We start from the raw sequence: 23,277 nt of genomic DNA, 5'->3' as shown, positions 1-23,277 counted from the left end.
CGTACGGAAGGTTCCATGCGCGTCTTCACCAATGAGCGCGGCGAGCGTGTGCCGGGCCTGCACCAGTTCGGTGCGGTCCGGTCCACGGTCGTGTACGACATCTTCAAGTTCACCTGCGACGACGACGGCGGCCACGCGCGCGGGGGCGCACTCCCCGACCGGGCCGCCTACCAGGCCCAAGTACACGCATACATCGAGCAGTTCGGCGGTGAGCCGGGCGCTCCGGTCGTGCTCGACTTCGAGGACATCCTGCTCACCGAGCTGTCGGGGCGGGCCGCCCGCCACGCACTCGACCTCTGGAAGCGGCTCATCATCTGGACGAAGGAGACCGTCCCCGGCTCCCCGGTCGGGATGTACGGCTTCGACTGGAAACCCGAAAACCGGCAACTGACACGGGAGTTGTACGAGGACGGGCTGCTCGACCTCTTCGCGCCCGAGGCGTACTGGTGGCCCGATCAGACCCCTGCGACGTGGACCGACCGGTTCGCGGCGGCCGTCCGCCACGCACGTGCCCTGGCGCCGGGCAAGCCGGTCCATCCGTACTTCCATCCCCACTACATCGGGGGTGGCGAACTGCCGCCGGACGTCTGGTCGTACAGCGCCGACCGGTTCCGCGAGCTGGCTGACGGAATCGTCATCTGGGAACCCAGCACGACCAACGCGGGCTCGCCGGCCGCGGGTTGGGTCTCGCGGTACGCACAGGAGCTGGGCCATGCCTCCGGCGCGGCCGGTCCCTTCACCGTCACCCTCGGGCCCGTCGCCGCCGTCCGCGGGGCGACCGTCACCGCTCGGCTGACCGTCACCAACGTTTCCGCCACGGCCACCGACGCCGCCCCGGTCGACAGCACCCACGCCTCCTTCGGCACCCCCGTCGTTCCGGCACTGCCGCCCGGCGCCGCGTGGACATGCGCGGCGGACATCATCGTGCCGCCGCACCACCCCTACAGCACGCTCCCGCTCCGTCTCGCCCTCGGTGCTCAGGAGGTGTGCCTGGGCATCGCCGTCGACTGAGCCGAGCGAACGGCGCCGAAGGCGGATGCCCGCCGATGTCCGGGTGTCTCTGGCGGATTGCGGGGACACCGGGTATCGAGACGGCCATGGACGACACCCCTCTCCCCGGTCTCCCCGCCCCTCCCCCGCCCGGCGCGAGCGCGCTGCCGCCGGGGACGTACGACGGCTCGCTCGTCCTGGTCACCGGCGGCGGGACCGGGCTCGGCAGGGCGGTCGCGGCGGAGTTCGCGCGACTGGGCGCCGATCTGCTGCTCGTCAGTCGCGGTGAGGAGCATCTGCGGTCCGCGCGGCGGGAGTTGGCGGCGCTGGGCACGCGGGTGACGACGGCCGTGTGCGACGTACGGGACGCGGAGCGCATCGCCGAGGTGTTCGACGCGTGCGGGCTGCCCGACGTGCTGGTCAACAACGCGGCCGCCAACTTCCCCGTGCCCGCCGAGGACATGTCCCCGAACGCCTGGCGGGCGGTCGTCGACATCACACTGACCGGGACGTTTCTGATGAGCCGCGAGTTCGGCCGCCGCCACCTGGCCGCGGGCACGCCCGGTTCGATCATCGACGTCGGTGCGTCGTACGCCTGGACGGGCGGCCCCGGTTTCGCGCACAGCGCGGCGGCCAAGGCGGGTGTGCGCACCCTGGTCCGGACGCTGGCCGTGGAGTGGGGGCCGTACGGCATCCAGGTCAACGGCCTGGTGCCCGGGCTGATGCCGCACGAGGACATGACCGACGACATCCGCGGGAACCTGGACCGGGCCGACGCGCACGACGCGCGCCAGCCCGCCCTCCGGGTCGGCGCGCCGCGCGAACTCGGCTGGGCCGCCACCTTCCTGGCGTCCCCCTACGCCCGTTTCATCACCGGCCACACGCTGGTTGTGGACGGCGCGAACTGGCAGCGCAGGGGGCTCGTCAGCCCGCCGGTGGTGCCGGTGCGGGAGCAGATGGGGCGCGGGCCCTTCACCGGCTGACCGTCACCTGGGACCTGCACCTGCCCCCCTTCACCGGCCGACCGTCACCCGGCCAGTGCCCCGAGGTCGAGCCGCGCGAGCCGCTCGGGGTCGGCCAGGATGTTCATGGCCACGATCCTCCCGTCGGCGACCGTGACGCCCATGACCGACATCGGCTGCCCGTCGAGCAGCGCGACGACACCGACCTCGCCATTGATGAGCACGAGCCGCGAGGATGCCGCGAACCGCGCGAACGTGAGCGCCTGTCGGGCCACGGCCGCCGCACCGCGGACCAGCTTGGAGGCCGCCGCTCCGCCGACCAGCGGGCCCGAGTCCGCGCGCAGCACGACATCGGGGTCGAGGACGGAGAGGAGGGCTTCGAAGTCTCCGCCGCGCGAGGCCGCGAGGAAGGCGTCGAGGACCTTCTTCTGCCGGGTGAGGTCGGGCTCGGGTTCCGGAGCGGCTCCCTGTACCCGGCGGCGGGCCCGGCTGGCGAGCTGGCGGGTCGCGGCCGGGGAGCGGCCCACGATGGCCGCGATGTCGTCGAAGGGAACCGCGAACATGTCGTGGAGCACGAACGCGAGCCGCTCGGCGGGCTCCAGTGTCTCCAGGACCACGAGGAGGGCGAGCCCGACCGAGTCGGCCAGCAGCACCTCCTGCTCGGGGTCGATCCGTGCCAAGGGGCTGATGACCGGGTCGGGGACGAAGGTGTCCTCGATGGGATCCTCCCGGCGCGAGGCCCGGGAGCGCAGCATGTCCAGGCAGACCCGGCCGACCACGGTGGTCAGCCAGCCCCCGAGGTTCCTGACCTCGTCGGCGTCGGTCCGACTGAGCTTCAGCCAGGCCTCCTGGACCGCGTCGTCCGCCTCGCTGAGCGAGCCGAGCATCCGGTAGGCCACCGCTCTCAAGTGGCCGCGGTGCGCCTCGAACCGGTCGGCGAGCAGTTCACTGTCGTGCATCGGTCCTCCCCCATCCTCCGTCGTACAGAACGCCGTACAGAACGCGTGCAGAAACCTGACTGATCAAAACATGCCGGTCACTTTCCCTCGAAACGCGGCACGCGCCGGGCGCCCTTCGCCGCGTATCCCTCGCGCGCGTCCTCGGACGTGAGGGTGAGCGCCGCCGACATGGCCGTGCGGTCGAGGGCCGCGGCGAGACCGGCGTCCGCGTAGGTGTCGATGTCGTGTTTGATGCCCTGCACGGCGAGGGGCCCGTTGGCCGCGATCTCGACGGCGACGGAACGGGCCGTCTTGTCCAACTCATCGGGTGCAACAAGGAGTTGGACCAGATGGAGGCGCTCGGCCGTGACCGCGTCCAGCCGGCGCCCGGTCAGCGCGAGGAACTTGGCCCAGCCCGCGCCCGCCTCACGGGCGATCCGCAGATCACCGCCCGCGTCGACCGCGACCCCGAGCTGCGCCTCCGGCAACGCGAACACCGCGTCGTCGGCCGCGACGCGCAGGTCCGCCATCAGCGCGAGTTCGAACCCGAAGCCCAGGCAGTAGCCCCGTACGGCCGCGACGACCGGCTGCGGCAGCCGGGCGAAGGCCGCGAACCGTTCGTGCGCCCAGCGGATGCCCTCGTAGTAGGCGCGGGCACGCTCCGCGGCGGACCGGCCGGTGATCGCGCCGCCCGGTGCCGTGACGTCGATCCCCGCACAGAAGGCCCGCCCCTCGGCCCGCAGCAGGACCACCCGGATCGACTCGTCGAAGCGGATCCGGTCGGCGAACAGCCCGAGTTGACGCGTGGACTCCCAGCTCCACGCGTTGAGCTTCGCCGGGCGGCAGAGGGTGAGGACGCCGATGCCGTCCCCGACGTCGAGGCGCAGCCGCTCCTCACCCTCCGGGATGTCCGTACGTGTGGTGTCGATCATCCGTACCCCCTAAGGCTTCTGACAGTCCGTCAGAATTTTAGAGGGGCTCGGAGATCTCAGACCTCGTCGCGCGTCAGCGCCAGCAACCGGTCCAGGACGCGGGGCCCGCCGGCACGTACGCCGTCGTGCTCGAACTCGTCCGTCACCCAGGTGCGCAGGCCGCGAATCGCCCGTGCCGTGCGCAGGGAGTGCTCGGCGTCCACGTACATGTCGTCGTGGTAGACCGCGGCGGCGACCGGCACCTCGTTGGCGGCGAGGCGGGCGGGGTCGTACAGCGGCTGCCAGTCGGTGCGAGCGGCCAGCTGCTCGGCGGTCTCGCGCAGCGGGCGCAGCGCCGGGTCGGTCTCGAACGCCCAGGGGTGCACGGATTCGCCGGTGAACAGCAGCGGTCCGTCGTCCGCGAGGGTCTTGGCCGCGTCGAACTGCGGGAACTCGGCGCGCACCCGCTCGGCGGACCAGGCGGTGGGGCGGTCGCCCTGGGCGTAGCAGGCCTCGTGGACGAGCGCGTACAGCGGGTGGCCGGCGTACGACAGGAGGCCCTGGACGTCCTCCTGGAAGGCGTCGGAGAGGGCCTGGCCCTGCGGGGTGCGGACGAAGGCCTCCTCCAGGAGGTAGTGGAGGCGGTGGCTGCCCTCGCTGCCGCCGAGGACGATGCCGAGCGACTGGAAGGCCTCGACGGTCAGGCGGTAGCCGCCGTGAAGGACCGGCTCGTGCTGGAGGAGGTACTCCGCGATCTGGCGGGCCCGCTCGACGTCCTGCGGGTAGCGCGCGTAGTGCGCGGCGACCTTGCGCTCGATGCGGGGGTACGCGGCCCGGTAGACGTCGTCCGCGTGCCCGTCGAGGGTGGGCAGCCCGCCGGTGATCACGGCGGCGCGCAGTCCCTTCGGCGCGGTCGACAGGTAGTGCACCGTGCAGAAGCCGCCGAAGCTCTGGCCGAGGACGGTCCAGGGGGCGCCGCCGGTGAGCCGGGGCCGGATGGCCTCGCAGTCGCGGACGATGGAGTCGGCGCGGAAGTGCGTGAGGTAGTCGGCCTGTTCGCGCGGGCCGCCACGCAGCGGGAGAGTCTGCCGGCTCGCGGGCGTGGAATGGCCGGTGCCGCGCTGGTCGAGGAGCAGTACCCGGAACTCCTTCAGCGCGCGGCCGAGCCAGGCCTGCTTGCCGACGAAGCGGTTGGCGCCGAAGCCGGGACCGCCTTGGAGGTAGACCAGCCAGGGAAGGTCCTGCTGCGCTTTGTCGGCCCTGTCGCTCGCGACGACCTCACGGGCGAACAGCTCGATGCTCTCCCCCGCCGGGTCGTCGTGGTCGAGGGGCACGGTGAAGCGGTGGTCGGTGAGGACGACACCGGGCTGGCGGTAGCTGACGGTCAACAGGGCTCCCGAGACGAACGGATTCCAGGCTGCGTCCCAGTTGAGCACATGTTCCGCAGGCGGCGGAGCCCGGGGATCAAGAAATCTAACTGAACAGCGGCTCAGCCCGCTCGCCGTCAGGGGCCACCCGGCAGCCCCTGCTCCCACTGAACCCGCGGTCAGCGCGCCGAGAGACTGGAGCGGCGCACCACCAGCTCCGGCTGGAGCACGACCCGCCGGTGCTCGTGCGGCGTGGGAGCGGTCTCCGCCTCGATCTCCTCAAGGAGCAGCTCGGCGGCGAGCGCGCCCATGGTCACGGCGGGCTGGCGTACGGAGGTGAGCGGGACGGCCGCGGCGGCGGCGAACTCGATGTCGTCGTAGCCGACGATCGCGAGGTCGTCGGGTACGCCGACGCCGGCCGCGTACATGGCCTGCAGGACGCCGAGGGCGAGCAGGTCGTTGGCGCAGAAGACGGCGGTGGGGCGCTCGGCGAGGCCCAGCAGCCGGGCACCGGCGTCGCGCCCCGCGGCCACGTCGAGCCGCTCGGTGGGCAGCTCGCGCAGGCTGTCCGGGCCGAGTCCCGCCTCGGCCAGGGCGTTCAGGGCGCCGGTGCGGCGGTCCCTGACCTGGTTGAGTCCGGGCGGCCCGCTGACGTACGCGATGGAGCGGTGACCGGCGTCCACGAGATGCCGTACGGCGAGCGCGCCGCCCGCCACGTCGTCGACCGAGACCGAGCACTCGGTGGTGCCCTCGGCGACCCGGTCGACCAGCACGAACGGGATGCCGTTGCGGCGGAACGCCTCGATGTTGCGCCCGCTCGCGTCGGTGGGCGTCAGCAGCACCCCGCGCACCCGCTGCTCGGCGAAGAGCGACAGATAGTCGGCCTCCTCGCTCGAACTCTGCGCGCTGTTGCACACCATCACGCCGAGCCCGGTGTCCCGCGCGGCGCGCTCGGCGCCCCGAGCGACGTCCACGAAGAACGGGTTGCCCATGTCGAGGACGAGCAGGCCCATGATCCGACTGCGCCCGGCCCGCAGCTGGCGCGCGGATTCACTGCGGACATAGCCGAGCCGGTCGATGGCGGACAGCACTCGCGCCCGGGTCTCGGAGGCGACCGAGTCGGGGCGGTTGATCACGTTCGAGACCGTACCGACGGAGACTCCGGCGGCACGGGCGACGTCCTTGATACCCACCGACTGGGCCATCGGGCGGGAACCTCCAGGGAAACGAGAAGCGGCGGGCGCGGCCCTCACACTACCCGCGTGAGGGCCGTACCCAGTGGTCACGAAGGCAACTGGAAATCGACGACGTGGAGGGCCGACGGCGTCGTACCGCTGGACTTCTCCTGGTACATGAACGACAGCTTCCCATCCTGCGAGACACGCATCTCATCGATCACGACCTCGCCGAAGGCGTTCAGGGCGCTGCCGTCGTAGAGGAGCGTCCAGTCGGTGTACCCGGACGACTTCGAGGCGCCGACGATCCGGCCGAACGGCATGATCGCGTAGGCGTTGTCGTACTTGTCGAGGACCAGCTTGGTGCGCTGGCTGGAGTTCAGGACGATCGGTATCTCGGTCTTGGTCCAGGTGCCCGAGGAGTTCTTGCGGACGTGGAAGGCGCGGCCGTTGGCCGTCCGGTCGGTGACGTAGTTGGTCGTGCACTGGCCGAAGCGGCCGGGTACGTAGCTGATGATCGCGTGCGGCAGGCCGGTCGAGTCGGTGGCCTGGCTCTCCTGGTTCATCAGGGAGTGGTCGGGGTTGAGGGAGTCGATGACGAGTCCGCTGTCGGTGACGGCGACGGTGTCCGACGTCCCGGTGGTGCCGACGAGGGTGCCCGCGTCGTTGCGCCAGGTGCGGCCGCGGTCGGTGGAGTAGACGTAGCCCGTGTCGTGGTTGGTGATGCCGCCGCTGTTGCACATCACGGCGGCGTTCTGCTCGCGCCAGGTGAAGAAGGAGTGCAGTCGGCCGTTGACGTCGTAGTCGATGCCGTGCAGATACATGTTGCGGACGGTGCTGGAGCCGTGCGAGCTGGTGTACGTACCGGTCGAGCTGGACCACTCCCCGAGAGCCGTCCAGGACGAACCGTCGTACTCCGCGAGGGCGTTGCGGCCGTTGCCGGAGATGCCGACGCGATAGCTGAGCTGGAGCTTGCCCTCCGGTGTCGAGATGAACTGCGGATAGGTGAACTGCGTGGTGAGCGCGAGGCCGTCGAGGGTCGTCTGTACGGAGCCGAAGACGGCGGAGGTCCAGCTGGTGGAGGCCGGGTTGTCGAGCAGGCCCGCCACCGACTTCACGTAGAAGAAGCCGTCGCTGTGGGAGTCCATGTTGAGGTGCAGCCGGCCGTCGGTCTTGGACACGCCCATGGAGATGACGTTGTGCGAGTCGGAGCTCTTGAGCGTGTGGGCGAGGGTGACCGTCGACCAGCTGGACGCGCCGAGCGCCCGGCGGGCGACGACCGCGCTGCGGTCGGTGGTGTACCAGGCCGCGTACTGGTAGCCCTTGTAGGTCAACAGCCCGTTCTTCTGGAACGAGTTGTTGTTGACCAGGCCGTCGTAGGACACGAAGAACAGGGCTTGGGCGTCGAGTTGGGTGGTGCCGGTCAGTGTGACGGACGGGCCGGGGTCGGCCGCCCGCGCCGTACCGGCTCCCAGGCCGGGGCCTGCCACCGCGCCCAGCAGTGCCGTCGTGAGCAGTGTGCGTCGTCTCATCCTGCGGAGCTCCTGGTCAGGCTAGATGGAACACTTCGGTGAGGGGCTTCATGGCTTCGTCGGGTCTGGCGCCGTCCAGCGACTCGAAGAACGGCGCCATCTCGGCCTGCCAGCGGGCGTTGATGTCGGTGGCCTCCATGCCTGCCTGTGCGGCCGCGAAGTCCTCGGTCTCCAAGTAGCCGACCAGCAGGCCGTCTTCGCGCAGGAAGAGCGAGTAGTTGTGCCAGCCGGTGGCCAAGAGCGCTTGAAGCATCTCGGGCCACACGGCGGCGTGCCGCTCGCGGTACTCGTCGAGGCGGTCCGCACGGACCTTCAGCAGAAAGCACACACGCTGCATCAATGACCCTCCGGGTCCTGCGAGTTGAACTTCTAGAAGTTGAACTGGTCGATGTTCTTCGCGTTGAACACGGTCGGCTTGCCCAGGCTGATCACGCCGTCCTTGCCGATGGTGAAGGAGCCCATGTCACCGGCTTTGAAGGTCTCGCCCTCCTTGCCGGTGATCTGCCCCGAGGACAGCGCCACGGCGGTCCGCGCTGCCAGCTCGCCGAGCTTCGCCGGGTCCCACAGCTCGAAGCCCTCGACCGTGCCGTTCTTGACGTACTTGCGCATGTCGTTGGGGGTGCCGAGGCCGGTCAGCTTGACCTTGCCCTTGTACTTGGAGCCGGAGAGGTACTGGGCCGCCGCCTTGATGCCGACGGTGGTCGGGGAGATGATCCCCTTGAGGTTCGGGTGCTCCTGGAGCAGGCCCTGGGTCTGCTGGAAGGACTGCTGGGCGTCGTCGTTGCCGTACGCGACCTTGACCAGCTTGATGTCCTTGTACTTGGAGTCCTTCAGCTCGTCCTTCATGAAGTCGATCCAGGTGTTCTGGTTCGTCGCGGTCTGCGCGGCGGAGAGGATCGCGATCTCGCCCTTGTAGCCGATCTGCTCGGCGAGCAGCTGCACCTCGGTGCGGCCCAGGTCCTCGGCGCTGGCCTGCGACACGAAGGCGTTGCGGCACTCGGGCTTGGTGTCCGAGTCGTACGTGACGACCTTGATCTTGTTGGTCATGGCCTGCTTGAGCGCGGTGCACAGGGCGCCCGGGTCCTGCGCGGAGACGGCCATCGCGTCGACCTGCTGCTGGGTGAGCGTGTTGACGTAACTCACCTGGCCGGAGGTGTCGGTGGCGCTGCTCGGGCCGACCTCCTTGTACGTGGAGCCCAGCTCCGTCAGGGCCTTCTCGCCGCCCTTGTCCGCGGAGGTGAAGTAGGGGTTGTTGACCTGCTTGGGCAGGAAGCCGACGGTCAGGCCCTTCTTGGTGGCGGCGTTGGGGTCGGCCTTGCCGGTCGCGGCGGCCGAGCCGCCCTCGTCCTTGACGTCGTTCTTGGTGGTGCCGCCGCAGGCGGTGGCGGCCAGGGCGAGCGAACTGACGGCGGCGAGGGCGACACAGGCCCGACGGATCGATGACTTGCGCATGGCGGAAGTTCCTTTACGAGGGGGAGCGGAGGGATGACAGGGCGGGGCAGGGTGGGAGTTACGAGGCCGGAGCCGAGGAGGCTCTGCGGCCCGCCCTCGCTACGGAGATCTGCCGGGCGACCCGGGGGCCGAGCACGGAGACGACGAGCAGCACGCCGGTGACGACGATCTGCGACTGCGCGGAGACATTCAGGAGGCTCATCACGTTCTGCAGCGCGCCGAGCAGGAAGACTCCCGCGATCGCGCCGCCGAGCGTGCCCTTGCCGCCGTCGAAGTCGATGCCGCCGAGCAGCACGGCCGCGACGACGGAGAGTTCGAGGCCGGTGGCGTTGTCGTAGCGGGCGCTGGCGTAGTGCAGCGTCCAGAAGACGCCGGTCAGGGAAGCCATGACGCCGGTGGCGACGAAGAGGATCAGCTTCTGCCGCTTGACGCGGATGCCGGCGAACCGCGCGGCCTCCTCGTTGGCGCCGATCGCGAAGGCGGAGCGTCCGAACGGGGTGGCGTGCAGTACTACCACGGCGATGGCCAGCAGCACCAGGAAGGGCAGGAAGGCCTGCGGGAGGAAGGTGTTCCCGAGGCGTCCGGCCGCGAAGTCCAGGTACTGGGTGGGGAAGTCGGTCACCGAGTCCTGGCCGAGCACGATCTGCGCGATGCCACGGTAGGCGGCGAGCGTACCGATGGTGACGGCCAGCGACGGCAGCCCGAGCCGGGTCACCAGCAGACCGTTGACCAGCCCGCACACCACGCCGAGCAGCAGGCACAGCGGGATGATCGACTCGATCGACATGCCCTGGTTCCACAGGGCGCCCATCACCGAACCGGACAGGCCCGCCGTGGAGGCGACCGAGAGATCGATCTCACCGGCCACCACCAGCAGGGTCATCGGCAGGGCGATCATCGCGATCGGCAGGGTGTTGCCGATCAGGAACGACAGGTTGAGGGCATTGCCGAAGCCGTCGACGAAGCCGAAGGAGGACAGCAGCAGGACGATGAGGAGGGCGCCCACGACCGTGTCCCAGCGGACGGCGCGCGCGAGGGACGAGTCAGCCATGGCGGGCGTTCCTCTTCTTCAGGGCGGAGGCCACGCGCAGCGCGACGATCCGGTCGACCGCGATGGCGAGGATGAGCAGGATGCCGTTGATGGCGAGCACCCAGACGGAGCTGACGCCGAGGGCGGGCAGCACGCTGTTGATGGAGGTCAGCAGCAGTGCGCCGAGGGCCGCGCCGTAGACGCTGCCGGAGCCGCCGGTGAAGACGACACCGCCGACCACGACCGCGCTGACGACGGTGAGTTCATAGCCGGTGCTGGTGCTGGAATCGACGCTGCCGAACCGGGCGAGATACATGGCGCCCGCGAGTCCGGCGAGCCCGCCGCAGACGACGTACGCGGTCAGGATCCGCTTGCGGACCGGGATGCCGGCGAGCCGGGCGGCCTCGGGGTTGGAGCCCAGCGCGTACAGTTCGCGGCCGCTGCCGAAGTGCTTGAGGTAGTACGCGGTGACCAGCAGCACCGCCAGGGCGATCAGGGCGAGGTACGGGACCGCCGAGATGCCGCCGGAGCCGAAGTCGACGAAGCCGCCCGGGAGGTCGGCCGCCGTGATCTGCCGGGAGCCGACCCAGATGGAGTCGATGCCGCGGATGATGTAGAGCGTGCCGAGGGTGACGACGAGCGCGGGCACCTGACCGAGGCTGACGAGCAGCCCGTTGACCAGTCCGCAGCCGACGCCGAGCAGCACCGCGAGGAGTACGGCGACGACGGGGTTTCCGCCGCCCTGGAGATAGGTGCCGGCCGCGAAGGCGCTGATGCCGAGCGTGGAGCCGACCGACAGGTCGACGTTCCGGGTGATCACCACCAGCGACTGGCCGGTGGCGACCAGCACCAGGATGGTCGCGTTCAGCAGCAGATCCTTGATGCCCTGTTCGGACAGGAACTGGCTGTTGCCCATCTGGGTGATGGCGATCATCACCAGGAAGACGACCAGGATGGCGAGTTCACGCATCTTGAAGACGCGGTCCACCAGCCGGGTGCCGCTCGACCTGGACACCTCGGCGGCGGGGGCGGGGTTGGGTGCGGTCACCGTCATACGGCGGCCCTCCGGGGGTTGATCGGGGTCATACGGGCAGCCCTCTCCATGGCTGTCATGCGGCGGCCCTCCCGGTGGCTGCGGCCATCACGGTTTCCTCGGTGGCTTCGGAGCGCGGAATCTCGGCGGTGAGCCGGCCCTCGTGCATCACGAGCACGCGGTCGGCCATGCCGAGGATCTCGGGCAGGTCGGAGGAGATCATCAGGACGGCCACCCCGTCGGCGGCCAGCTCGCTGAGCAGCCGGTGCACTTCGGCCTTCGTACCGACGTCGATGCCGCGGGTCGGCTCGTCGACGATCAGCACCTTGGGGCCGGTGGCGAGCCACTTGGCGAGGACGACCTTCTGCTGGTTGCCGCCGGAGAGCGTGGAGACGGTGTCGGCGATCCGGGCGTACTTCACCTGGAGCTTGACCGCCCAGTCGAGGGAGCGGCTGCGCTCGGCGCCGCGGTCCATCAGGCCCGCCTTGACCGTCGTACGCAGCCCGGTCAGGCCGATGTTGCGCTCGATGGACATGTCCATCACCAGACCCTGGGCGCGCCGGTCCTCGGGGACGAGGGCGAGCCCGGCGGCCATGGCCGTGGAGGGCGCTCCGTTCGTGAGCGTCCTGCCGTCGACCTCGACCTCTCCGGCGTCCCAGCGGTCGACGCCGAACACGGCCCGGGCGACCTCCGTGCGCCCCGCGCCGACGAGTCCGGCGAGACCGACGATCTCGCCGCGCCGGACGTCGAAGGAGATATCGGTGAAGACGCCCTCGCGGGTCAGCCGGCGCACGCTCAGGGCGACCTCGCCCGCCTCGACGTCCTGCTTGGGGTAGAGCTCGTCGAGGTCGCGGCCGACCATCCGGCGGACCAGGTCGTCCTCCGTCATGTCCTCCAGCGGCTCGCTGGAGATCCAGGCGCCGTCCCGCAGGGTCGTGACCCGCCGGCAGATCTGGAAGATCTCCTCCAGCCGGTGCGAGATGAACAGCACCGCCGAGCCCTGCTCACGCAGGGCGCGGACGACGCCGAAGAGGCGGGCCACCTCGCTGCCGGTCAGGGCGGCGGTCGGCTCGTCCATGATCAGAACGCGGGCGTCGAAGGAGAGCGCCTTGGCGATCTCGACGATCTGCTGGTCCGCGATGGACAGGCCGCGCGCCGGACGGTCGGGGTCGAGTTCGACGCCGAGGCGCTTCATCAGGGCGGCGGTCGCCGCGTGGGTGGCCTTGTGGTCGATCCGGCCGAACGCCCGCCGGGGCTGGCGGCCCATGAAGATGTTCTCGGCGATCGACAGGTCGGGGAAGAGCGTGGGCTCCTGGTAGATCACCGCGATGCCCGCGTCGCGGGCGTCGGCGGGACCGTGGAAGACGGTGGGTTCGCCGTCCAGCAGCACCTGACCGGCGTCCGGTCGGTGCACGCCGGCGAGCGTCTTGATGAGGGTCGACTTGCCCGCGCCGTTCTCTCCGGCGAGCGCGTGCACTTCGCCAGGAAACAGTTCCAGGGACACGTCCCGCAGGGCTCGTACGGCGCCGAAGGACTTCGAGATGTCCTTGAGCGCCAGCACGGGGGCCGGTCCCGTATCGGACGGGTGGGTCATGAGGGGCTCCTCGACGACGCCGGCAGGACTGCCCTCACAGCGTCGTGAAAGGTTTCAATTGGGTTGCCGGGACGTTAGGCAGGTCACCCAGGTCGCGTCAATGGGTTCGTGTCGAAATTTTTCGATGCCCGAAGGTCACAACCGAGTCACGGTCAACGGCCTGCGCCGCAGGGGTTGACAGCCCTTCGGGGGGCTCATAGCTTCGGCTCCTGAATCGTTTCAGAGTGAGCTTTCAAGAAGCCCTTTCACATTCGAAGTCGTAGGAGCCCCGAAGTGACCGAGCTCGCAGCGGTGAAGACCGCGCTCAAGACCCAGGCCGTCGAGACGCCGTCATGGGCGTACGGGAACTCGGGAACCCGTTTCAAGGTGTTCGCGCAACCCGGAGTGCCGCGCGATCCCTTCGAGAAGCTGGACGACGCCGCGAAGGTGCACGAGTTCACCGGGGCGGCGCCGACCGTCGCCCTGCACATCCCCTGGGACAAGGTCGACGACTACGCAGCCCTGGCGAAGTACGCGGAGGACCGCGGCCTGAAGCTGGGCACGATCAACTCCAACACCTTCCAGGACGACGACTACAAGCTCGGCTCCATCTGCCACCCGGACGCGGCGGTGCGACGCAAGGCCATCGACCATTTGTTCGAGTGTGTCGACATCCTGGACGCGACGGGGTCCAAGGACCTGAAGCTGTGGTTCGCGGACGGCACGAATTATCCCGGGCAGGACGACCTCCGTGAGCGCCAGGACCGGCTCGCCGAGGGCCTGGCCCAGGTCTACGAGCGGCTCGGGGACGACCAGCGGATGCTGCTGGAGTACAAGTTCTTCGAGCCCGCCTTCTACTCGACGGACGTCCCCGACTGGGGCACGGCGTACGCGCACTGCCTCAAGCTCGGCGACAAGGCGCAGGTCGTGGTCGACACCGGGCACCACGCGCCCGGCACCAACATCGAGTTCATCGTCGCCACGCTGCTGCGGGAGGGGAAGCTCGGCGGGTTCGACTTCAACTCGCGGTTCTACGCCGACGACGACCTGATGGTGGGGGCCGCCGATCCCTTCCAGCTGTTCCGGATCATGTACGAGGTGATCCGTGGGGGTGGGTTCACCCCGGATGTGGCGTTCATGCTCGACCAGTGCCACAACATCGAGGCGAAGATCCCGGCGATCATCCGTTCCGTCATGAACGTCCAGGAGGCCACGGCGAAGGCGCTCCTCGTCGATCGTTCCGCGCTCGGTGAGGCCCAGCGGGCTGGGGATGTGCTGGCTGCGAACGCCGTGGTCATGGACGCGTACAACACTGACGTGCGGCCTTTGCTGGCCGAGGTCCGCGCCGAGCTCGGGCTGGACCCGGACCCGGTTGCCGCATACCGCCGCTGCGGGTGGGCGGAGAAGATCGCCGCGGAGCGGGTGGGTGGGCAGCAGGCGGGTTGGGGGGCGTAGCCGGCTGCATCGCGTCTGCCGGGCGACGCCGGTTGCAGACTGCGGGCCGTATGTGGCTGGTCGCGCCCACGCGGCGGAGCCGCATGACGACACAGCCCCGCGCCCCTGAAGGGGCGCTCCCCTCGGCCCGCGGCTGAGATATCCACCCTCTTGATCTACTAAGGACTGAGAACACCATGGCACCCCATCCCGAAGCCGCTGCCCTGCTCGGCCGCTCTCATCGGCTCGGCGCCGATCCCCGTAACACCAACTACGCCGGTGGCAACGCCTCCGCGAAAGGCACCGACACCGATCCCGTGACCGGGGGTGATGTCGAGCTGATGTGGGTCAAGGGGTCGGGTGGTGACCTCGGCACGCTCACAGAGGCGGGGCTGGCCGTGCTGCGGCTGGACCGGCTGCTGGCGCTGAAGGACGTCTACCCGGGTGTCGAGCGCGAGGACGAGATGGTCGCCGCGTTCGACTACTGCCTGCATGGCAAGGGAGGACCCTCGGGAGGGGAAGGCACAGCGCCGTCCATCGACACCGCGATGCACGGTCTGGTGGACGCGCCGCACGTCGACCATCTGCACCCCGACTCCGGGATCGCGCTGGCCTGCGCGGCCGACGGGGAGAAGCTGACCGCCGAGTGCTTCGGTGACAGCGTCGTGTGGGTGCCGTGGCGCCGGCCGGGCTTCCAGCTCGGACTGGACATCGCGGCGGTCAAGGAGGCCAACCCGCAGGCGATCGGCTGTGTCCTGGGCGGGCACGGCATCACGGCGTGGGGTGCCACCGCCGAGGAGTGCGAGCGCAACTCGCTGCACATCATCCGCACCGCCGAGGCGTTCCTGGCCGCGCAGGGGAAGGCGGAGCCGTTCGGGCCGGTCGTCGAGGGGTACGAGGCCCTGTCCGAGGCCGAGCGCCGGGAGCGGGCCGCGGCCCTCGCGCCGTACATCCGGGCCATCGCCTCCCAGGACCGCCCGCAGGTCGGCCACTTCACCGACGCGGACGTCGTCCTGGACTTCCTCGCCCGCGCCGAGCACCCGCGGCTCGCCGCGCTCGGCACCTCCTGCCCCGACCACTTCCTGCGGACGAAGGTCAGGCCGCTCGTCCTCGACCTGCCGCCGGCCGCCGACCTGGACACGGTCGTCGCCCGGCTCAAGGAGCTGCACGGCGAGTACCGCGAGGAGTACGCCGCGTACTACCAGCGGCACGCCCTGCCCGACTCCCCCGCGATGCGCGGCGCCGACCCGGCGATCGTGCTCGTGCCCGGCGTCGGCATGTACTCCTTCGGCAAGGACAAGCAGACCGCACGCGTGGCCGGCGAGTTCTACGTCAACGCCGTCAACGTGATGCGCGGTGCCGAGGCCGTCTCGACGTACGCGCCGATCGAGGAGTCGGAGAAGTTCCGCATCGAGTACTGGGCTCTTGAGGAGGCCAAGCTCCAGCGGATGCCGAAGCCCAAGCCGCTCGCGACGCGGGTGGCGCTGGTGACGGGCGCGGGCAGTGGCATCGGCAGGGCGATCGCCGAGCGGCTGGTGGCCGAGGGCGCGTGCGTGGTCGTCGCGGACCTGAACGGGGAGAACGCCGACGCGGTCGCCTCCGCCCTCGGCGGTCCCGACAAGGCCGTCGCCGTCACCGTCGACGTGACCTCCGAGGAGCAGATCGCCGAGGCGTTCAAAGCGGCGGTGCTGGCCTTCGGCGGGGTGGACCTGGTGGTCAACAACGCGGGCATCTCCATCTCCAAGCCGCTGCTGGAGACCACCGCGAAGGACTGGGACCTCCAGCACGACATCATGGCCCGCGGCTCCTTCCTCGTCTCGCGCGAGGCGGCCCGGGTGATGACCCGGCAGGGCCTCGGCGGCGACATCATCTACATCGCCTCCAAGAACGCGGTCTTCGCCGGCCCCAACAACATCGCCTACTCCGCGACCAAGGCCGACCAGGCCCACCAAGTGCGCCTGCTGGCCGCCGAGCTGGGCGAGCACGGCATCCGGGTCAACGGCGTCAACCCCGACGGGGTCGTGCGCGGCTCGGGGATCTTCGCGGGCGGCTGGGGCGCGCAGCGGGCGGCGACGTACGGCATCGAGGAGGAGAAGCTGGGCGAGTTCTACGCCCAGCGGACCATCCTCAAGCGGGAAGTGCTGCCGGAGCACGTCGCGAACGCGGTGTTCGCCCTGACGGGCGGGGAGCTGACGCACACCACGGGCCTGCACGTCCCGGTCGACGCCGGCGTCGCCGCCGCGTTCCTTCGGTGACGCGGGTGACGTGGGTGATGTGGGTGACGCGGGCAACTCAAGTGACACGGAGACTCAAGTGACGGCTGTGAAGTCGTACGCCGCGGTCGACCTCGGCGCGTCCAGCGGGCGCGTCATGGTCGGCCGCGTCGGCCCCGACACCCTGGAACTCTCCGAGGCGCACCGCTTCCCCAACCGCCCGGTGCGCGTCCCCGAGGGCCTGCGCTGGGACATCCTCTCCCTGTACGCGGGCGTCCTCGACGGTCTGCGCGCGGCCGGGCAGGTCGACTCGGTCGGCATCGACAGCTGGGCCGTGGACTACGGCCTGCTGGACGCCGACGGGGCGCTGCTCGGCAACCCGGTGCACTACCGCGACGCCCGCACGGAGGGCGTCGCGGAGAAGGTGTGGGCCACCGTGCCCGCCGCCGAGCTGTACGCGGCGACCGGGCTCCAGTACGCGCCGTTCAACACGCTGTACCAGTTGACGGCGGCCCGGCACTCGGCACAACTCGCCTGTGCCGAGCGCCTGTTGCTCATCCCGGACCTGCTGACGTACTGGCTCACGGGCGAGGCGGGCACCGAGCTCACCAACGCCTCGACGACCCAGCTGATCGACCCGCGGACGCGCGACTGGTCGTACGACCTGGCGACGCGGCTCGGCATCGACCTCAAGCTGTTCGCGCCGCTGCGCCGCCCCGGCGACCCCGCGGGACTGCTGCGGCCGCAGGTCCTGGAGGAGACCGGGCTGACCGGTCCGGTGCCGGTGACCACGGTCGGTTCGCACGACACCGCTTCGGCGGTGGCCGCCGTGCCCGCCACCAGGGAGCGGTTCGCGTACATCTGCACCGGCACCTGGTCCCTGGCGGGGCTGGAGCTGGACGCGCCGGTGCTCACCGAGGCGAGCCGGGCGGCCAACTTCACCAATGAGCTGGGCCTCGACGGCACGGTCCGCTATCTGCGGAACATCATGGGGCTGTGGCTGCTTCAAGAGTGCGTACGGGAATGGGGGCACCCTGACTTGGGGGATCTCCTCTCGGCCGCCGCCGAAGTCGCGCCGCTGCGGTCCGTCGTGGACGCGGGCGACGCGGCGTTCCTGGCACCGGGCCGGATGGCGTCCCGGATCGCCGCCGCCTGCCGGGATTCGGGGCAGCCGGTGCCCGAGTCCCCGGCCGAGGTCACGCGCTGCATCCTCGACTCCCTCGCGCTCGCCCATCGCCGGGCGGTCGCCGAGGCCCAGTCGCTCGCCGACCACCCGGTCGACGTCGTGCACATCGTCGGCGGCGGCACCCGCAACGCCCTGCTGTGCCAACTGACCGCCGACGCCTGCGGGCTGCCGGTCGTGGCGGGTCCGGCGGAGGCGGCCGCGCTCGGCAACGTCCTCGTCCAGGCCCGGGCCCACGGGCTGGTGGGCGACCGCGCGGAGATGCGTGAACTGCTCGCCCGTACCCAGCCGTTGCGGCGGTACGAGCCGCGGGGCGACACGGCGGCCTGGCAGGCTGCCGAGGCCAGGCTCGCCCCGTAATGAACCGCGAGGCGCGTACGCGGCGGTGCGCGGTGTCTCCCACACCGCGCGCTCGCCGCGTACCCTGCACTCATCCGATGATCGAGAACGAGGAGCCGCGATGCGTGTCGCTCTGTTCCTGACCTGTGTCAACGACACGCTGTATCCGGACACCGGCCGCGCCGTGGTGAAACTGCTGACCAGGCTGGGTGTCGACGTCGACTTCCCGATGGGTCAGACGTGTTGCGGGCAGGCGCACTACAACACCGGGTATCGCCATGATGCCGAGCCGCTGGCCCGGCATTTCTCCGATGTTTTCGGGGAGTACGAGGCGATCGTGACGCCGTCCGGCTCGTGCGGGGCGATGGTGCGGGAGCTGTATCCGCGGATGGGTGAGCGGGCGCGCGCCGAGGGGCGTGGCGACACCCTGGCCAAGACGCTGGCGCCGGTCGTGCCGAAGACGTACGAGCTCACGGAGTTCCTCGTCGACGTACTCGGTGTGACGGACGTCGGCGCGTACTACCCGCACACGGTGACCTATCACCCCACCTGTCACGGCCTGCGAAGTCTGGGTCTGGGCGACCGGCCGCGCCGGCTGCTCCAGGCCGTCAAGGGACTTGAACTGCGCGAGCTGCCCGGCGCCGACGAGTGCTGCGGCTTCGGCGGCACCTTCGCCGTCAAGAACTCCGATGTCTCCGCTGCGATGGGCGCCGACAAGGTGCGCAACGCCGAGTCGACGGGCGCCGATGTGCTGTGCGCCGCCGACAACTCCTGTCTGATGCACATCGGCGGCACGATGGGCCGCCTCAACACGGGCATGCGGCCCGTGCACATCGCGGAGATCCTGGCGAGCACGGAAGAGGAGCCCTTGGTATGAGCGGGACCTTCGTCGGCATGCCGGCGTTCCCCAAGGCCGCGCACGAAGCCGTGCACAACGCCACCCTGCGCGGCAATCTGCGACACGCCACCCACACGATCCGCTCCAAGCGTGCCAAGGCGGTCGCGGAGGTGTCCGACTGGGCCGCGCTGCGCGAGGCGGGCAAGCAGATCAAGGACCACACGCTCCGTCATCTCGACCACTATCTGGTGCGGTTGGAGGAGTCGGTCACGGCGGCCGGCGGCATCGTGCACTGGGCCGCCGACGCCGACGAGGCCAACCGGATCGTCGTGGAGCTGGTCAAGATGACCGGCGAGACGGAGGTCGTCAAGGTCAAGTCGATGGCCACGCAGGAGATCGGGCTCAACGAGGCTCTCGAAGCCGAGGGCATCCACGCCTACGAGACCGATCTCGCCGAACTCATCGTGCAGTTGGGCAAGGACCGGCCGTCGCACATCCTGGTCCCGGCGATCCACCGCAACCGCGGCGAGATCCGCGACATCTTCGCCCGTGAGATGGGCGAGTGGGGCCGCCCGGCCCCCGAGGGACTGACCGACACGCCCGCCGAGCTGGCCGAGGCCGCCCGGCTGCATTTGCGGGAGAAGTTCCTGCGCGCCAAGGTCGGTGTCTCCGGCGCCAACTTCATGGTCGCCGACACCGGCACGCTCGTCGTGGTGGAGTCCGAGGGCAACGGCCGTATGTGCCTGACGCTCCCCGAGACCCTGATCTCGGTCGTCGGCATCGAGAAGATCGTGCCGACCTGGCAGGACCTGGAGGTGTTCCTCCAGACGCTCCCCCGCTCCTCGACGGCCGAGCGCATGAACCCGTACACCTCGACCTGGACGGGCACCACGGACGAGGACGGACCCCAGACCTTCCACCTGGTCCTCCTCGACAACGGCCGCACCGACACGCTCGCCGACGAGGTCGGCCGCCAGGCGCTGCGCTGCATCCGCTGCTCGGCGTGTCTGAACGTCTGCCCGGTGTACGAGCGGGCGGGCGGTCACGCCTACGGCTCGGTCTACCCGGGCCCGATCGGCGCCATCCTGAGCCCCCAGCTCCGGGGCACCGGAAGCGAGATCGACGCCTCCCTCCCGTACGCCTCCACGCTGTGCGGTGCCTGCTACGAGGTGTGCCCGGTCGCCATCGACATCCCGGAAGTCCTCGTCCATCTGCGGGAACGGGTCGCCGAGGGCGGTCAGGCCACACGGGACGGCAACAGGGTCGTCCTCAAGCCCGCGAAGGGGCATGCCGCAGAGCGGGCGGCAATGCGGGCGGCACGCTGGGCGTTCAGCCATCCCGGCGCACTGCGCACCGGCCAGCGGCTCGCCTCACGGACACGCCGCTTCCATCCACGGACACTGCCGGGCCCCGGCAGGGCGTGGAGCGAGACCCGTGATCTGCCGGCGGTGCCCGCGGAGCCGTTCCGCGACTGGTGGCAGCGTACGCAGGGCGGCAAGGAGGCGGAGGCGAAGTGAGCAGCAGGGATGTGATCCTGGGCCGGGTGCGGCGGGCGATCGCCGACGTACGACAGGACGACACGCCGTACGAGCAGGCCGTCGACCGGAGTTATCTGCGCGAGCACGGGGCTCGGAGTGTCGCGGAGACGGTGGATCTGCTCGCCGAGAACCTGGCGGACTATCGGGCGCTCGTGCACCGCTGCGACGCCGATGGGCTGGCGTCGACGATCGCCGGGCTGCTCGCCGAGCGGGGTTCGGCGTCGGTGGTCGTACCGGCGGGGCTGGACGAGGCGTGGCTCGCGGCGACCGACGTGAGGCGTGTCCCCGACCGGCTCGACAGCACACCGCACGAGCTGGACGCCGTCGACAGTGTGGTCACGGCGTGCGCGGTGGCGATCGCGGAGACCGGCACCCTCGTCCTCGACGGCTCCCCCGACCAGGGACGCCGCCGCGTCACCCTGGTCCCCGACCACCACATCTGTGTCGTACGGGTCGCCGACCAGGTCGTTTCCTCCGTGCCCCAGGCCCTGGAGCGCCTCGACCCGGCCCGCCCGTTGACGTGGATCTCCGGGCCGTCGGCGACCAGTGACATCGAGCTGGACCGGGTCGAGGGGGTGCACGGTCCGCGCACCCTGGAGGTGGTGCTGGTGAGCGGGGAGTGAAGGCCGCGGTTAGCGTGAGGGAATGATCCGGTTCGAGCAGGTCACCAAGCGCTACCCGGACGGCACGACCGCCGTGGACGGCCTCTCCTTCGAGGTCACCGAGGGCGAACTCGTCACGCTCGTCGGCCCGTCGGGCTGTGGCAAGACGACGACCATGATGATGGTGAACCGGCTGATCGAGCCGACGTCGGGACGGATCCTCGTGAACGGTGAGGACATCGCCACCGTCGACCCGGTGCGGCTGCGGCGGCGCATCGGATATGTCATCCAGCAGGTCGGCCTGTTCCCGCACCGGACCATTCTCGACAACACGGCGACCGTCCCGACACTGGTCGGCTGGAAGAAGGCGAAGGCACGGGCGCGCGCCGCCGAGCTGCTCGATCTGGTGGGCCTGGATCCGAAGACGTACGGATCGCGCTATCCGGAGCAGCTGTCGGGCGGTCAGCGTCAGCGGGTCGGGGTGGCGCGGGCGCTGGCCGCCGACCCGCCCGTGCTGCTCATGGACGAGCCGTTCGGGGCCGTGGACCCGGTGGTGCGCGAGCAGTTGCAGGACGAGTTCCTGCGGATGCAGCAGGCGGTGCGCAAGACGGTGCTGCTGGTCACGCACGACATCGAGGAGGCGGTGCGGCTCGGCGACCGGATCGCGGTGTACGGGCAGGGGCGCATCGAGCAGTTCGACACGCCCGGCGCGGTGCTCGGCACGCCCGCCACTCCGTACGTCGCCGAGTTCGTGGGCGCCGACCGCGGTCTGAAGCGGCTGTCGGTCACCACGATCGAGATCGACGACCTGGAACAGCCGCCGATCGCACGCCTGGACGAACCCGCCGCGCAGGCGGCATCCCGACTGCACGCGGAGGGCGCGCGCTGGGCCGTCGTGCTCGACACGCAGGGCGATCTGCACGGATGGGTCGGCGTCGACGAGCTCGGGGCGGGCGGCGCTGTCGGCGACCTCGCCCACCGCATGAACTCCTGGGTGCCGGTGGGTGCCCCGCTGAAGCAGGCCTTCGGTGTGATGCTCCAGCACGACGCCGGCTGGGTCGCCGTGCTGGAGGGGGCGCGCTTCCTCGGCGTGCTGACCCCGGCGAAGCTGCACGAGGCGCTGCGACGCTCGGTGGACGCGGACGCGCGCGGCGTGCCCCGGGGTCAGGTGGAGTTCGACTCCGTGGCGGACGCCTGAGTCGTGGACCGGGCGGTGCGGTCCGGCCGGTTCGAGCGGTCGAGGAGCCCGAAGGCCCAGCGTTCGTTGAAGCCCGCCAGGAAACCGACGGCGCACCAGAATCCCCAGAAGGCGGTGCCCTGTCCTTCCGCGTTGTCCGCGCAGATCTCGGCGGGCGTGGCGGGCATGTCGAACAGGGTGATGAAGCCGGCGTTGAGCAGGAAGTAGACGGCCAGCGCCAGGATCCAGCCGACGAAGACCCGGTAGACGCCCTCGTGCCGCATGCCGCGGGCCATCTGGCCGGGAGCGACCGAGCCCCGGTCGCCGTTCGTCCTGCGACGCGTCAACTCCTCGCCGCTGTTGCGCAGCCGTACGAGCACGCTGAGCACCGCGCCGAAGGCCCCCACTCCCCCGCAGACGAAGGCGCCCATGAGGCTCCAGCGGTCGGTGCAGCCCACCTCGACCCGCAACAGGTCGAGCAGCCCCGCGGCTCCCACCACCAGGGGCACCATCAGCAGCACGACGCTGATGAACGCCCCCAGGCTGAGCCCCACGTTCAGGCCACGGCTGACGGCCAGCGCGCAGTCCTGGTCGATGCGCGCCCGCAGGCCGGAGATCTCCTTGCCGAGATATTCGGCCAGGTGACGGTCGGGTTCGGTGCCGGTCAGCCGCCCGTCGCGCAGCACGTTGCTCAGTACGCTGCCGACGGTGATCCGCAGCGACTGTCTGGTCTGCGACTCGAAGGCCCGCTGCGATGCGCCGTAGAGCAGCTGAAGCTGCACCTGCTGCTTGGGATAGACGCTCTCGAACCGCTCGTACGCCGTCTCGCGGCCGGGCTCGACGAGATTCGCCAGCCCGTCGGCCTTGGTGTCGGTGCGGGCCCCCAGGACCGCTTCACGTAATGTCTGCCGCCATGTCCGGCGGAATCCCCCGTAATCCCCCATGGAGAACGTGTACCGAGGCCCGGCCCCGGCGGGAAGCCACCGCACC

20 protein-coding genes are annotated in these 23,277 nt (G+C 70.4%); 9 read left to right on the top strand and 11 right to left on the bottom strand.

Features of this window, described 5'->3' with window-relative positions; genetic code table 11:
- The first annotated feature begins 15 nt into the window (after positions 1-15).
- A complete protein-coding gene (locus OG975_RS43465; protein WP_406335188.1) occupies positions 16-1,011 on the top strand; it encodes a hypothetical protein in 996 nt (331 codons plus the stop codon).
- Positions 1,012-1,097: 86 nt separating this feature from the next.
- A complete protein-coding gene (locus OG975_RS43460; RefSeq protein ID WP_406335186.1) occupies positions 1,098-1,973 on the top strand; it encodes an SDR family oxidoreductase in 876 nt (291 codons plus the stop codon).
- Between the two features lie 44 nt (positions 1,974-2,017).
- Here the strand turns inward: OG975_RS43460 and sigJ are convergent, their stop codons facing one another.
- From sigJ to OG975_RS43410, 10 genes are all read right to left on the bottom strand, one after another.
- Entirely contained in the window at positions 2,018-2,911 is an 894-nt protein-coding gene (sigJ, locus tag OG975_RS43455) for an RNA polymerase sigma factor SigJ (protein ID WP_369264525.1), read from the bottom strand.
- Between the two features lie 77 nt (positions 2,912-2,988).
- The gene (locus OG975_RS43450; protein WP_406335184.1) at positions 2,989-3,822 is read right to left on the bottom strand and encodes an enoyl-CoA hydratase/isomerase family protein; all 834 of its coding nucleotides are present in this window, start codon (positions 3,820-3,822) and stop codon (positions 2,989-2,991) included.
- 56 nt (positions 3,823-3,878) lie between these two features.
- The gene (locus OG975_RS43445; RefSeq protein WP_406335182.1) at positions 3,879-5,189 is read right to left on the bottom strand and encodes an alpha/beta fold hydrolase; all 1,311 of its coding nucleotides are present in this window, start codon (positions 5,187-5,189) and stop codon (positions 3,879-3,881) included.
- A 158-nt stretch (positions 5,190-5,347) separates the two neighbouring features.
- Positions 5,348-6,373, bottom strand: coding sequence for a LacI family DNA-binding transcriptional regulator (locus tag OG975_RS43440; protein ID WP_406335181.1), 1,026 nt, complete (start codon positions 6,371-6,373; stop codon positions 5,348-5,350).
- Positions 6,374-6,450: 77 nt separating this feature from the next.
- A complete protein-coding gene (locus OG975_RS43435; protein WP_406335179.1) occupies positions 6,451-7,875 on the bottom strand; it encodes a BNR repeat-containing protein in 1,425 nt (474 codons plus the stop codon).
- Between the two features lie 16 nt (positions 7,876-7,891).
- Positions 7,892-8,212, bottom strand: a complete 321-nt coding sequence (locus OG975_RS43430; RefSeq protein WP_406335177.1) for an L-rhamnose mutarotase — start codon at positions 8,210-8,212, stop codon at positions 7,892-7,894.
- Between the two features lie 32 nt (positions 8,213-8,244).
- Positions 8,245-9,327 (bottom strand): rhamnose ABC transporter substrate-binding protein, encoded by a 1,083-nt coding sequence (gene rhaS / locus OG975_RS43425; protein ID WP_406335176.1) that lies wholly within the window; start codon positions 9,325-9,327, stop codon positions 8,245-8,247.
- A 58-nt stretch (positions 9,328-9,385) separates the two neighbouring features.
- Positions 9,386-10,378 carry an ABC transporter permease gene (locus tag OG975_RS43420; protein WP_406335175.1) on the bottom strand — a complete coding sequence of 331 codons (993 nt, stop codon included), beginning with the start codon at positions 10,376-10,378 and terminating at the stop codon, positions 9,386-9,388.
- Positions 10,371-11,411 carry an ABC transporter permease gene (locus tag OG975_RS43415; protein WP_406335174.1) on the bottom strand — a complete coding sequence of 347 codons (1,041 nt, stop codon included), beginning with the start codon at positions 11,409-11,411 and terminating at the stop codon, positions 10,371-10,373. Before OG975_RS43415 ends, OG975_RS43420 begins: the two co-directional genes overlap by 8 nt.
- 55 nt (positions 11,412-11,466) lie before the next feature.
- The gene (locus tag OG975_RS43410) at positions 11,467-12,984 is read right to left on the bottom strand and encodes a sugar ABC transporter ATP-binding protein (protein ID WP_406335173.1); all 1,518 of its coding nucleotides are present in this window, start codon (positions 12,982-12,984) and stop codon (positions 11,467-11,469) included.
- A 273-nt stretch (positions 12,985-13,257) separates the two neighbouring features.
- Between OG975_RS43410 and rhaI the strand changes: the two genes are divergently transcribed.
- The 7 genes from rhaI (at position 13,258) to OG975_RS43375 (ending at position 22,308) form a co-directional block, all read left to right on the top strand.
- Positions 13,258-14,418 carry an L-rhamnose isomerase gene (gene rhaI, locus OG975_RS43405; RefSeq protein ID WP_406335172.1) on the top strand — a complete coding sequence of 387 codons (1,161 nt, stop codon included), beginning with the start codon at positions 13,258-13,260 and terminating at the stop codon, positions 14,416-14,418.
- Between the two features lie 176 nt (positions 14,419-14,594).
- Positions 14,595-16,652, top strand: a complete 2,058-nt coding sequence (locus OG975_RS43400) for a bifunctional aldolase/short-chain dehydrogenase (protein WP_406335171.1) — start codon at positions 14,595-14,597, stop codon at positions 16,650-16,652.
- Positions 16,653-16,719: 67 nt separating this feature from the next.
- Positions 16,720-18,153, top strand: coding sequence for a rhamnulokinase family protein (locus OG975_RS43395; protein ID WP_406336717.1), 1,434 nt, complete (start codon positions 16,720-16,722; stop codon positions 18,151-18,153).
- Between the two features lie 100 nt (positions 18,154-18,253).
- The gene (locus tag OG975_RS43390) at positions 18,254-19,009 is read left to right on the top strand and encodes a (Fe-S)-binding protein (RefSeq protein WP_406335169.1); all 756 of its coding nucleotides are present in this window, start codon (positions 18,254-18,256) and stop codon (positions 19,007-19,009) included.
- Entirely contained in the window at positions 19,006-20,487 is a 1,482-nt protein-coding gene (locus OG975_RS43385) for a LutB/LldF family L-lactate oxidation iron-sulfur protein (protein ID WP_406335168.1), read from the top strand. The genes OG975_RS43390 and OG975_RS43385 overlap by 4 nt, the downstream gene beginning before the upstream one ends.
- A complete protein-coding gene (locus OG975_RS43380) occupies positions 20,484-21,131 on the top strand; it encodes a lactate utilization protein C (protein ID WP_406335167.1) in 648 nt (215 codons plus the stop codon). The genes OG975_RS43385 and OG975_RS43380 overlap by 4 nt, the downstream gene beginning before the upstream one ends.
- A 22-nt stretch (positions 21,132-21,153) precedes the next feature.
- The gene (locus OG975_RS43375; protein WP_406335166.1) at positions 21,154-22,308 is read left to right on the top strand and encodes a betaine/proline/choline family ABC transporter ATP-binding protein; all 1,155 of its coding nucleotides are present in this window, start codon (positions 21,154-21,156) and stop codon (positions 22,306-22,308) included.
- Here the strand turns inward: OG975_RS43375 and OG975_RS43370 are convergent.
- The gene (locus tag OG975_RS43370; RefSeq protein WP_406335165.1) at positions 22,275-23,231 is read right to left on the bottom strand and encodes a hypothetical protein; all 957 of its coding nucleotides are present in this window, start codon (positions 23,229-23,231) and stop codon (positions 22,275-22,277) included. The genes OG975_RS43375 and OG975_RS43370 overlap by 34 nt on opposite strands.
- Between the last annotated feature and the right edge of the window lie 46 nt (positions 23,232-23,277).

Origin of the sequence: Streptomyces sp. NBC_00203, assembly GCF_045206325.1 — a bacterium.
GTDB classification, from domain to species: domain Bacteria; phylum Actinomycetota; class Actinomycetes; order Streptomycetales; family Streptomycetaceae; genus Streptomyces; species Streptomyces lutosisoli.
Note: the sequence above shows the minus strand (reverse complement) of the source record. Positions and strands in the feature narration are given on the sequence as shown.